This window comes from Lactobacillus johnsonii ATCC 33200, from assembly GCF_000159355.1.
GTDB lineage: Bacteria > Bacillota > Bacilli > Lactobacillales > Lactobacillaceae > Lactobacillus > Lactobacillus johnsonii.
On record NZ_GG670121.1, the window covers coordinates 95,094 to 106,820 of the forward strand.

Annotated in this window: 11 protein-coding genes; 3 read left to right on the plus strand and 8 right to left on the minus strand. The window is 35.5% G+C overall.

The genetic code is table 11. The features are described from left to right. Positions 1 to 3: 3 nt before the first annotated feature. Entirely contained in the window at positions 4 to 153 is a 150-nt protein-coding gene (gene rpmG, locus HMPREF0528_RS05530; RefSeq protein ID WP_003647778.1) for a 50S ribosomal protein L33, read from the minus strand. A gap of 330 nt (positions 154 to 483) precedes the next feature. Here rpmG and HMPREF0528_RS05535 point away from each other — a divergent pair, with 330 nt between their 5' ends. The 3 genes from HMPREF0528_RS05535 (at position 484) to HMPREF0528_RS05545 (ending at position 4,740) form a co-directional block, all read left to right on the plus strand. Continuing rightward, entirely contained in the window at positions 484 to 1,536 is a 1,053-nt protein-coding gene (locus tag HMPREF0528_RS05535; RefSeq protein ID WP_004895757.1) for a polyprenyl synthetase family protein, read from the plus strand. A gap of 96 nt (positions 1,537 to 1,632) precedes the next feature. Further along, a complete protein-coding gene (locus tag HMPREF0528_RS05540) occupies positions 1,633 to 2,880 on the plus strand; it encodes an MFS transporter (RefSeq protein ID WP_034525266.1) in 1,248 nt (415 codons plus the stop codon). 99 nt (positions 2,881 to 2,979) lie between these two features. After that, a complete protein-coding gene (locus tag HMPREF0528_RS05545; protein WP_004895760.1) occupies positions 2,980 to 4,740 on the plus strand; it encodes a 1-deoxy-D-xylulose-5-phosphate synthase in 1,761 nt (586 codons plus the stop codon). Positions 4,741 to 4,805: 65 nt separating this feature from the next. On the opposite strand, the gene HMPREF0528_RS05550 is transcribed toward HMPREF0528_RS05545, so the two are convergent. The 7 genes from HMPREF0528_RS05550 to gltX all read right to left on the minus strand — a co-directional run bounded on the left by HMPREF0528_RS05550 (position 4,806) and on the right by gltX (position 11,673). Then, entirely contained in the window at positions 4,806 to 6,314 is a 1,509-nt protein-coding gene (locus HMPREF0528_RS05550) for a gluconokinase (RefSeq protein ID WP_004895763.1), read from the minus strand. Between the two features lie 121 nt (positions 6,315 to 6,435). Further along, positions 6,436 to 6,654 carry a P8 family protein gene (locus tag HMPREF0528_RS05555; protein ID WP_004895764.1) on the minus strand — a complete coding sequence of 73 codons (219 nt, stop codon included), beginning with the start codon at positions 6,652 to 6,654 and terminating at the stop codon, positions 6,436 to 6,438. 67 nt (positions 6,655 to 6,721) lie between these two features. Next, positions 6,722 to 7,279 carry a sigma-70 family RNA polymerase sigma factor gene (locus HMPREF0528_RS05560; RefSeq protein WP_004895767.1) on the minus strand — a complete coding sequence of 186 codons (558 nt, stop codon included), beginning with the start codon at positions 7,277 to 7,279 and terminating at the stop codon, positions 6,722 to 6,724. Positions 7,280 to 7,493: 214 nt separating this feature from the next. Then, entirely contained in the window at positions 7,494 to 8,249 is a 756-nt protein-coding gene (gene rlmB, locus HMPREF0528_RS05565; RefSeq protein ID WP_004895769.1) for a 23S rRNA (guanosine(2251)-2'-O)-methyltransferase RlmB, read from the minus strand. Continuing rightward, the gene (locus HMPREF0528_RS05570; protein ID WP_004895772.1) at positions 8,236 to 8,679 is read right to left on the minus strand and encodes a Mini-ribonuclease 3; all 444 of its coding nucleotides are present in this window, start codon (positions 8,677 to 8,679) and stop codon (positions 8,236 to 8,238) included. The genes rlmB and HMPREF0528_RS05570 overlap by 14 nt, the downstream gene beginning before the upstream one ends. Further along, positions 8,672 to 10,084: a cysteine--tRNA ligase gene (cysS, locus tag HMPREF0528_RS05575; protein WP_034525267.1), complete on the minus strand. Its 1,413-nt coding sequence runs from the start codon at positions 10,082 to 10,084 to the stop codon at positions 8,672 to 8,674. The genes HMPREF0528_RS05570 and cysS overlap by 8 nt, the downstream gene beginning before the upstream one ends. 89 nt (positions 10,085 to 10,173) lie before the next feature. Next, positions 10,174 to 11,673, minus strand: coding sequence for a glutamate--tRNA ligase (gltX, locus tag HMPREF0528_RS05580; RefSeq protein WP_004895777.1), 1,500 nt, complete (start codon positions 11,671 to 11,673; stop codon positions 10,174 to 10,176). Between the last annotated feature and the right edge of the window lie 54 nt (positions 11,674 to 11,727).

Below are 11,727 nucleotides of genomic sequence, written 5' to 3' on the forward strand. Positions count from 1 at the left end.
TACCTACCTCGTTTCTTTGTGCAAAGTTTGCTTTCCGCAATGCTTGCAAAACTTCTTAAGTTCAAGTCTTTGCGTTCTATTCTTGCTTGCTGCAATAGAATAATTGCGAGAACCACATACAGTACATGCAAGAGCTGCTTTCTTTACTGCCATAAAACCACTCCTAAACTGCATTTATCTTAGCAAAAAAATGCTATTTTAGCAATTCCTATCAATAAAGTAAAGAAGAATCTAATTTACTCATCAAAAAATTATATCTCCTTTTAAATAATATTAATAGATAGTGTAGAATTATACTTATAAGATCTTTTTTAATTAAAAATAAAGCTATCTTCAAAATTGAAAATGAAATAAAAAATAACAATTTTACTTCATTAACTTTATTTCCGTTTAATTTTAACTGCTCTTATGCTGATATTCAACTGATTGAGAGGATTTATTAATTAAAAGGAGCAACTTTTTCCTTTTAATTAAATATTTATCATGGCAGAAAATTCAACTCATCCACTACAAAATTTACTTCCCGAAAAAAGAAACAATAACAAGAGTAATTTCACTTTTTGGGACAATTTTCCAGAAACTCAAAAAGATATGATTGCCATCAATCGTATTATTTTAAAACATGTAAATACTGTTCCGGGTCTACTAGGAGACGCCTTAAAAGATACTTTTGCTTCCCCTGGGAAAATGCTACGTCCTGCTTGTGTAATGCTCTTTGGCTCTTTTGGGCCAAACGCTAACCAAAAACGCGAAGAACTACAAAAAATAGCAACCTCAATTGAGACACTCCATAATGCTACTTTAATTCACGATGATATTATCGATGAATCGAGCATGCGCCATGGAAGACCCTCAATTCAAACAAAATATGGCAAGCATATCGCAGTTTACGCTGGCGATTATTTATTTGCTTTATCACTCACTCTTTTAAGTGAAAATGCTCAAAGTTTGCACAGTGTTATTGCAGATGGAAAAACCATGCAAAATATCCTAGTTGGTGAAACTGAACAGTATAACAATGCCTATAACATTAATATTTCTGAAAAGGAATACTTAGACCAAATTAAGGGTAAAACTGGAGTCTTATTTGGCTTAGCTTGTTTTATTGGCGCTTATGAGAGTGGTCTTAAAGTAACTAGGGCTCTAAAAGCTAAAAAGTTTGGTGAATACTTGGGCCAAGCTTTTCAACTAAGAGATGATATTTTAGACTATACAACTACTAGTTCTACTTTTAAAAAGCCGGTCTTATTAGATGTTAAAGATGGTATCTACTCTGGCCCCTTAATTTTCGCCTTACAAAACGACTCTACAGGCTGCTTACATGAGTTAGTTAAATTAGGAAAAGATTTGACTAAGGAACAACTACAAGAGATAGAAAAAATGGTTAATGACCTTGGCGGGGTAAAACGAGCACAAAAGTTAGCTGATAAATTCACTGATAAAGCTTTACACAACTTGCAAAAGCATTGGCCAGACAACAAAACTCGCCAGCAACTTGAAGAGCTGACAAGTATTTTATTAAAGAGAAGCTATTAATTAAGAGAATGTTAAGACATTCTCTTTTCTTTCCTTATTCTTTACTAATTCGCTATAATCTTTTTTGGATTATAATTCTAGAAAGTAGGAAAAAAAGTGAATAAGAAAAAAGAAAATTCGCATTTTTTTGCCTGGTGGGTTTTTATTGCCTCCTGTTTAATTTCTTTAGTAGGATTTGGATTAATTGTTAATACTATTGGTTTATTCTTTGAACCAATTAGTAAAAGTTTCCATGTTGGTCGAGCAAGCGTTGCTTTAATGACAACCTTGCAAAATGCTGCTGCCGCAATTACCTTGCTGTTTGCAGGTAAAATTATGACCAAGCTTAACTTGCGTTGGCTTTTAACTTTCTGTTTTGCTGTAATTGGAGTTTCCATGCTTAGCTTATCAGTAGCTCAAAGTTTAACTCATTTTTACATTGCTTGGATCATCATTGGAATTTGTCAACCAATTGCTATTACTTTATCCATCCCTGTCCTATTAGGAAATTGGTTCAATGAAAAATTAGGAACTGTGATGGGAATTGCCCTTGGAGTTTCAGCCTTTGGTGGTACCATCTTTAACCCAATTATTGGTAACATCATTACCAACTTTGGATGGAGAGGTGGCTTCATCTGCGAAGGATTACTGATTCTCGGAATTTTAGTTCCTTCAGCATTCTTCCTAAGAGAAAAACCTAACCAAAAACACCAAGCATATGGCAAAGTGAAAAATATACCAGAAAAAGTTCTTGAAACTAGTGGTATTACCCTTAAGGCAGCTCTTAAGACCCCTGTCTTTTATGCTCTAGCATTTGCAATGCTTGCACTGCAATTTGTTTCTGGATCTGTGCAACATATTTCAGGTCATATCACCAGCCAAGGCCTCCCATTAACAATTGGTGCATCAGTAGTTTCTGGGGTAATGCTTGGAGCAGCGGCTGGTAAGATTTCTATCGGTTTTATGCTTGATCGTTTTAATACACGAGCTACTTTATTTATTTATTCTCTATTTGGCTTGTTAGGCTGGAGCGGTGAAATTTTCTTTAAGACTAGTCTTCCACTTATTGCCTCTGCCTTTATTTTAGGTTTGGGTCAAGGTGTGTGTTTAGTTGCTCTTCCTTACCTTATTCGAGAAGAATTCGGAGCTAAGGACTACAGTACAATTCTTTCAGTAATTAATATGACTGGTGCATTTGCAATGTCTGCATCTGTTTACTTGAACGGTCTTTTATTTGATACTACTGGTTCTTATAACTTCGGTTGGGCAATCAACGCAACTGCTTTTGCGCTCAGTTTTGTTGCTTTGTTCCTTACTCTCAAAAAGCAAAATGCATCTCAACCATTAAAAGAAAGTATAGATTAAACTTATAGTTATCTATGCTAACTTAATATTAGTAAAAGCTTACTCATTGACTTACAATAAATGAGTAAGCTTTTTTTATTAATGTTGGGGTGAAAAAATATGAACAAACATCCAGAATTTTTATTAAACAAGATTAAAAGTCCAAAAGATCTTAAAAAATTAGATCTAAAAGAACTAGAACAATTAGCTAGTGAAATTAGAACCTTGATCCTAGAAAAAGATGCTGCTAAAGGTGGCCACTTAGGACCAGATCTAGGAATTGTCGAAGCTACAATTGCCTACCACTATGTTTTTGATGCACCTAAAGACAAGATTGTTTGGGACGTTTCTCACCAAACTTATCCACACAAGATGTTAACTGGACGTGCTTATGGTTGGCTTGATCATGATAAGTACGAAGAGGTAACTCCTTATTCTAATCCTGAGGAAAGTCCATATGACTACTTTGCTGTTGGTCATACTTCAACTTCAGTTGCTTTAGCAACTGGAATGGCCAGAGCACGTGATATGCTCGGAGAACATGAAAATATTACGGCTCTTATTGGAGATGGTTCTCTAACTGGTGGCTTAGCCTTTGAAGGCTTTAATAATGCAGCTGATGAAAAGCATAATCTAATTATTGTAGTAAATGACAATCAAATGTCGATTGATGATAATGTCGGCGGTGTTGTAACTGCTTTGAAGAAATTACGTGAATCAAATGGTCAAACAGCTGATAATCCATTTACTGCAATGGGACTAGATTATAAATATGTTGGTCAGGGAAATGATATTAAAGCAATGATTGATGCCTTCAAATCAATTAAAGATATTGACCACCCAATTGTTTTACATATCAATACCCTTAAGGGTAAGGGATATGAGCCAGCTCTTGAAAATGAAGCTAGTCACCACTGGGTATTGCCTTTTGATCTTAAGACGGACAAGACAACTGTACCAGCTCCAAAGACTCCTAATCCAACTACTGTAGTTTTGGATTTCTTAAAGAAACATATTGAAAATCAAGAAAACATCTTAGCCATCAATGCTGCTATCCCTGGCGTCTTTGGCTTAGGAGAGATTAAGAATAAGTATCCTAAGAATTATAAGGATGTAGGAATTGCTGAACAAGAGTCTGTTGCCTTTGCTGCAGGGGCTGTTAAAGAAGGAATTATCCCCGTCTTATTTGAAAACTCCACTTTCTTACAACGGGCTTATGATCAGCTTTCTCACGATGTAGCAGCTAACGATCTACCAGTCGTAATGGTGGTAGCTGGCGGCGGAACTACTGGCACTTCTAAGACCCACTTAGGTATTTTTGACAACGCCATGGTCGCAAATTGGCCAAACTGGGAATACTTAGCTCCTACCACCTTGAATGAATTAAAATCAATGCTTGAATGGGCAGTTAAGCAAAGAAAGCATCCCGTAGCAATTAAATCTCCAGTAAATCCAATTCCAGAAGGTGAACTAGTGGATGAAGACTATTCAACTATTAAGTATGATGTAAAGCCCGGTTCTAAGGTTGCCATCATTGGTTTAGGTGACTTTTATCAATTAGGTGAAAAGGTAGTTGATTTATTAAAGACAGAAAACATTAATGCCACTTTGATCAATCCAAAGTCTGCTGCTCACCTTGATTATGACGCATTAGATGAACTTCAAAACGACCATGAATTAGTGGTTACTCTAGAAGACAACAGTATTGATGGTGGTTTTGGTCAAAAGGTTGCTAGCTACTATGGTCCAACTAAGATGATGGTTAAGAATTATGGTGCTAAAAAGGAATACACTGATAATGAACCAAAAGAATCCATCTACAAGCGTGATCATTTAATGCCTGATCAAATTGTTAGTGACATTTTAGAAATCCTAAAATAAGTCAAATTCATATTTATATTAGAAAAAAGGTAAATTGTACTAATTTGATACAATTTACCTTTTTATTATTCAAATAATTTAGGATATTTTTTCTGAAATTGAGCTATTTTGTCATAGCTTTGGTCTAAATCATGTTCTACTTCTCGATATATCGGAATTATATCCTGGTAGACCTGCACATTTTTTTGATTTGGAAAATATACTTTACTGTCATCTATTTCTTTCACTATTTTGTCTAAGCTATTCTCTTCATTCAAGCCTAATTGTGCTAGAAACATGGCTGCTAAAGTTCCACTTTGATCATTTTTAATTACCACTACTGGTAAATTAAAAATATCAGCAATTAACTGCCTTACAAAATCACTTCTTACAAAGCCGCCAGTGACTCTTAATGCTTCTGGTTCCCCTATTTTTTCGCGCAATCCTCTAGCTGCACCTAAAAGATTAAAGACAATACCTTCTAAAACACTCCGCGCCATTTGCGGTTTAGTGTGGTTTCGACTTAATCCAATAAAAGATCCGCGAGCTTGAGCATTCCAAATTGGTGATCGTTCTCCCCCTAAATAGGGATGAAAAATCAAGCCATTACTACCAGCAGGAACAGTTTCAGCAACATTAATAAAATCTTCTGCAGTCTGATCGGGCCCAAAAATTGTTTTTCTAGCCCACTCAAATACGATTCCTCCATTATTTACTGGGCCACCAAGAAGATAATGACTTTTATCGACTGGATAACAAAAGAAGCGATTTTTTGAGTCAACTATTGCTTTAGGTGCAATTGCTCTTACAGCCCCTGATGTACCAACATTTAGTGCAAAGTATTTTTTATCTAAAACACCAACACCAATTGTTGATAAATATCCATCACTAGCTCCTAAAATAATTTTTGTTTCAGAATTTAAACCCAATTTTTGTACATATTCTGCTTCTACTTTTCCAACCACATATTCTGGTTTAGCTATGATTGGCAATTTTTCTGGATCTAGTTCAATTTTATCAAGTAATTTCCTATCCCAAGTTAAAGTGTGCAAGTTAAGCAAGCCTGTTCCAGCTGCCATAGTTATATCGGTAACGATCTTGCCAGTTAAACGCCAAATAATATATTCTTTAATTCCAATCCACTTTTGCACCTGTGCAAAAAGTTTAGGATTTTCTGCTTTAATCCACAGTAATTTATACACAGGAGCCATTGGATGAGGCGGCATCCCTGTCTGTTGATAAATATCTTGCGCAAGCCCCTTTTCTTTTGCTTGGGCCACAAGCTGGCTACTTCGATTATCTGCCCAAGTAATACTGTTAGTTAGTGCTTTATCATCTTTTCCAAGACCGATCAAACTATGCATTTGGCTCGACCAAGAAATTGCTTTAATTTTTCCTGACACTCTTTTACTTAAGTCGAAAATAATCTTTTGAACAGCATCAAATATTACTTGTGTATCTTCTTCCGCTTGATCTACTTTTTCTTGAATTAAAGGATAAGGAAGTGACATTTCTTCAATCTTCTTGCCATTTTCTTGATATAATACACCCTTACTTGCTGTTGTTCCGATATCCATCCCAATTATATAGTCCATAAGCCGCCCCTTTCTTTTAAAATATATTTTCTCACAAAAAAAGAACAATCCCTAGAGATTGTTCTTTGGTGGTCAAACAATACGTGACCACTGTGCGTAGAATTATTGTTTTTAGGTGATATTACTTCTTAAGATTTTTGTTGACGAAGGCTTCGATCTTATCGTCAGAGTCTTTCAAGAACGGAAGCATGTCACTTTCCGTCTTCATGGTATCTCTACCATTCTTTTCCATAAAGTAGTCCCAAAGTGCGTCTCTAACAGGCATGTCAGAATCGCTCCAATCAAAAACTTCCTTCATGTGACGGTCTAACAATTCTGTCTTAATAACTTCATCTGCCATCTTAAAATTACCTCCTAAATAAATTCTACAAAACTTATTATAGTCTTTTTATTCGTTCTATGCGAATTTAAAACAATTCTTTCCGCATTTTTGCCTTACACCGAGCCTTTGCTTGTAGTAATTGATAACGACTATAATTTGTCTTCTTACTCGCTTCTTCAATCGTTAATTCCCCCAGAAAAACTTTGAGAGCAATTACCTCTTTTTCTGACAACTTGTTAATAAATTTTTGATACATTTCCTTTCTAGGTGTAATCTGCATCTCTTCAACTTCTTCTTTAATCAAATTTTTATGCACCACATTGTCATAGGAAATAGCTTTAGTAAAAGACGTTCTTTTCTGTGCTAATTCATACCTTAAGAGTGATCGGAGATGATTATAAAATTTTGTCCGATAATACGCCCCAAAACTATTTGCTCGTTTCTCATCGTAGGTACAGCAACTTTGATAACACATGATTAATGCTTCTTGTTCCCAGTCATCATGATCAAAATTGCGAATGAAAAAACTTAGTTTTGCTCCATTGATTAAAGGCCGATACCGCTCTACTAGTTCATGCAAAGCTTCCATATCTTGCTCTTCTTTTACACGTCGAATCAAATAAACTTCATTCAATCTTTCCATTCCGGAAATTCCTCCTTTTCTATTTGGTAATAAGAATAAAAAAGAAAAAATCTCATTCTAAGGGAACGAATGTTTATTAATCACAGGTATAGAGCAACTGTACTTTGTTAATGATCAAGACTTTAATGTGTGTTTGTTTTTATAACTATAAGCAATAAAAAAATTGTCACTTAGTTCTTTATAAAACTAAATGACAATTTTTTCTAATCTTTAATTATTTTTCAGGATGACGACTATTGAACATTCCATAAAGCAAAACACCAGTTGCAACACTAGCATTTAATGATTGAACATGTCCAACCATTGGAATGGTTAAAGTTTGATCCATTTGCTTTAACAATAATGGAGAAATTCCCTTACCTTCATTACCAATCACAAGCACTGTCTTTCCTTTGGCATTCCACTTACGATAATCTTCACCTTCCATTGCAGTACCAAAAATCCAGTAACCACGCTTTTTCAGCATCTTAGTAGTTTGAACTAAGTTATTAACTCGAGCTACTGGCACATAATCAATTGCACCCGTTGAAGTTTTGGCAACAACAGAAGTTAAACCACTTGCTCTTCTCTTTGGAATAATGACTGCATCCACGCCTGTCGCATCACAAGTCCTTAAGATCGAACCTAGGTTATGGGGATCTTCAATTGAATCAAGCATTAAGATAAATGGTTCTTTTCCTTCTTGGTCAAACTTATCTAAGAGTTCATCTAAATCAGCATATTCAAATGGAGCTACAGTTAAGACCAAGCCTTGGTGATTTTCATGGTTAACCATTTGATCCAACTTATTTTTAGGAGCATTTTGAACAACTAGATTTTTTTTACGTGCTAATTGATAAACTTGATTAGCAAATTCTTCCTGAACGCCATTTTGTAAAAATACTTTATTAATTAAGTTAGCATCCTGTGTTTTTAAAAAATCAATGCCAGCATGACGTCCATATACAAATTCATCATTATTTGAACTCATAATTATCTAGTCCTCCTTGTTCTACTTGGTCAATGCACCATTTTGCAAGTTCATCAACACGTTCTTTTTTACCTAATAAATCTAAGTATCCAAACATCGCTTCAAATCCAGTTGAGAGCTTATAAGTGTTAATTGAAGTGTTTTTTGCATGCGTATGACTTTTAGCATTTCTTCCTCTCTTGAAGGCTGCTAATTCATCTTCATCTAGCATTTCTAAGTCTTGCATTTTAGTAATTAATGCTGCTTGAGCTTTGGCGGAAACATAATGTGTTGCATATCGTTGAAGCATTTGTGGTTTTACAATTCCGCCCTTAACCAAGTGACGTCTGATATAAACCTCATATACTCCATCCCCTAAATAAGCTAAAGTAAGAGGACCTAACCCATCTGGATTAGTATTTTTTTCTGTTAAAATCTTCGGCTTAAGCACGGTGCCACCTCGTTCCTTGTGGAGTATCTTCAATTACAATGCCTTTAGCCTGTAACTCAGCTCTTAAGCGGTCACTTTCAGCCCAATCCTTATTTTTACGTGCTTCATCGCGTTGAGCAATTAATTTTTCAATTTCATCATCATTTTCAGCTTGCTCTTCATTAAAGCTAACTCCAAAAATTTCGAGCCAAGCAATCAATAATTTTTTAGCACGCTTTAAAGCCGGCTTATCCACTTGATCTTTTTGCAAGTGATTATTTAAAGTTGTAGCCAAATCGTACATAATACTCAAAGCATTTTGAACATTAAAATCATCATCCATGGCCTCAATAAATTCAGCTTTTGCTTGTGTTAAATCATCTCTTAAGCCATTATCTTCAAGCGTCTCATTTTCATCATTTAGTCTAGCATCAAGATTACGCAAAGTATTTTGGTAGCGTTTAAGAACAGTTTCAGCTTGTTTTAAGCCATCTTCAGAATAGTTAATTGGACGACGATATTGAACACTAGACATGTAAAAACGTAAAACTTGTGGATCAATTTGCTTTAGAATATCATGCACAGTCACAAAGTTATGGAGTGATTTTGACATTTTTTCTTGTTTCTTACCTACTGTCACAAAACCATTGTGCATCCAGTAATTAACAAATTTTCTACCGGTCTTAGCTTCACTTTGAGCAATCTCATTTTCATGGTGCGGAAATTCCAAATCTTGGCCACCACCATGAATATCAATAGTATCGCCTAAGTACTTGGTTGACATTACTGAACATTCAATATGCCAGCCTGGACGTCCCTTTCCCCATGGCGAATCCCAAGCAATTTCATCCTCTTCTTTTTGAGCCTTCCATAAGGCAAAGTCAATTGGATCTTCTTTCTTACTTTGTTCTTCTTCATTAATATGCTCAGAAGCACCTTCTTCAAGTTCAGCAATATTTTGATCGCTTAGTTGACCATAGTTAGGGAATTTTCTAGCACGGTAATATACATCCCCATCAACTTCATAAGCAAAGCCTTTATCAATTAAATCTTGAACAAAGTCGATAATTTCTTTAATTTCATGAGTTGCGCGTGGATGAAGAGTAGCTGGCTCAATATTTAATGCTTCGGTATCTTCCATAAAAGCCTTAATGTAGCGCTCAGCAAGCTTTTCGACAGTTGTATGTTCTTTATGGGCCTCATTAATCATCTTATCGTCAACATCGGTGAAGTTAGAAACATAATTCACATCATAGCCTCGATACTCAAAATATCGACGAATTGTATCAAACGCAATCACACTGCGGGCATTTCCAATATGAATATAATTATAAACAGTTGGTCCACAAACGTACATGCTTACTTTTCCAGCTACTAATGGCTTAAACTCTTCTTTTTTTCGAGTTAAAGTGTTAAAGACCTTCATGATCATTCCTCTTTCATTTAAGACATTCTTTCATAACTATTCTAACAAAAAAAGCTACGCTTTCACGTAGCTTTAACTGTATTAAATAATTAAAGACCTAAATCACTTAATTGCTTTAAAGTTAAGTCAATGTGCTTGTTAACTTTTTCCTTACCCATTAACTCAATAGCTTCACCAATACCAGGTCCAACCATTGAACGAGTAGCAGCAATTCTAATTGGCATAAATAATTTTCTACCCTTTACGCCAGTTTCACGACGAGTAGCTTGAATTGCGTTCATAGCTTGTACAGCAGTAAAGCGAGGAACAGCATTTAATTGCTTCTTGAATTCTTCAATTACAGGACGAGCATCGTCTTTCTTGATTTCTTCAATTTCTGCATCAGATAATTCTGGAGCTTCTTCAAAGAAGATCTTAGCAATATCTACAATTTGCTTAGTATAAGACATTTGTACAGCGTAAATATTTACTAATTGACGAACCCATTCCATCTTTTCTGGTGAAATTTCTTTATCAACTAAACCTGCTTCTTGTAAGTTATTCAAAGCAAGATCTAATAAAAGATCACGGTCTGCCTTCTTAACGTATTGGTTGTTAATCCATTCAAGTTTCTTTTGGTCAAAGGCAGCTGGTGACTTAGATAAACGCTTAGGATCAAATGACTTAATTAATTCTCTTTGTGAGAAAATTTCACTTTCACCAACAGGAGACCAGCCAAGTAAGGTAATAAAGTTGAACATTGCGTCTGGTAAGTAACCAAGGTCACGGTATTGTTCAATAAATTGAAGAACTGATTCATCACGCTTAGAAAGTTTTTTACCAGTTTCAGAGTTAATGATCAAAGTCATGTGACCAAACTTAGGTGGTTCCCAGCCAAGTGCTTCATAAACAACTAATTGCTTAGGAGTGTTAGCTACGTGGTCGTCCCCTCTAAGAACGTGAGTAATTTCCATTAAGTGGTCATCAATTACAACGGCGAAGTTGTAGGTTGGCATACCATCACGTTTTTGAATAACGAAGTCACCACCGATAGTATCTGATTCAAATGATACCTTACCCTTAACCATATCTTCCCAAGCATAAGTTCTATTTTCAGGAATGTGGATACGAACAACTGGCTTTAAGCCTTTTGCTTCTGCAGCTGCTTGAGCTTCTTTAATTTCATCAGCGGTCATGCCTTCATATTCATAAGTGTAGTGAGGAGCAATTCCCATTGCACGTTGTTCTTCACGTTGTGCTTCAAGTTCTTCCTCAGTCTTGTATGAATAGTAAGCTTTACCTTCATCAATTAATTGTTGAATATATTTATTGTAAATGTCTTTACGCTCTGATTGGCGGTAAGGGCCAAAGTCGCCACCCTTATCAGGACCTTCATCCCAGTCAATACCTAACCAGTGCAAGTTTTCCATTTGGGACTTAGAACCACCTTCAACGTTACGTTTTTGGTCCGTATCTTCAATTCTTAAGACCATTGTCCCTTTATTGTGACGTGCAAATAGATAGTTAAATAATGCAGTACGTGCGTTACCAATGTGCAAGTGACCTGTTGGACTTGGTGCGTAACGAACGCGGATTTTTTGTTTTGCCAAAATTAAAGCGCCTCTTTCAAAATTTATTAAAATTCATCCATTTAAGTGTAACTT

Excerpts from the sequence above, each read along its gene's own strand:
- rpmG (WP_003647778.1), bottom strand. The coding sequence starts at position 153 with ATGGCAGTAAAGAAAGCAGCTCTTGCATGTACTGTATGTGGTTCTCGC.
- HMPREF0528_RS05555 (WP_004895764.1), bottom strand. The coding sequence starts at position 6,654 with ATGGCAGATGAAGTTATTAAGACAGAATTGTTAGACCGTCACATGAAG.
- HMPREF0528_RS05560 (WP_004895767.1), bottom strand. The coding sequence starts at position 7,279 with ATGGAAAGATTGAATGAAGTTTATTTGATTCGACGTGTAAAAGAAGAG.
- HMPREF0528_RS05545 (WP_004895760.1), top strand. The coding sequence starts at position 2,980 with ATGAACAAACATCCAGAATTTTTATTAAACAAGATTAAAAGTCCAAAA.
- rlmB (WP_004895769.1), bottom strand. The coding sequence starts at position 8,249 with ATGAGTTCAAATAATGATGAATTTGTATATGGACGTCATGCTGGCATT.
- HMPREF0528_RS05535 (WP_004895757.1), top strand. The coding sequence starts at position 484 with ATGGCAGAAAATTCAACTCATCCACTACAAAATTTACTTCCCGAAAAA.
- HMPREF0528_RS05550 (WP_004895763.1), bottom strand. The coding sequence starts at position 6,314 with ATGGACTATATAATTGGGATGGATATCGGAACAACAGCAAGTAAGGGT.
- cysS (WP_034525267.1), bottom strand. The coding sequence starts at position 10,084 with ATGAAGGTCTTTAACACTTTAACTCGAAAAAAAGAAGAGTTTAAGCCA.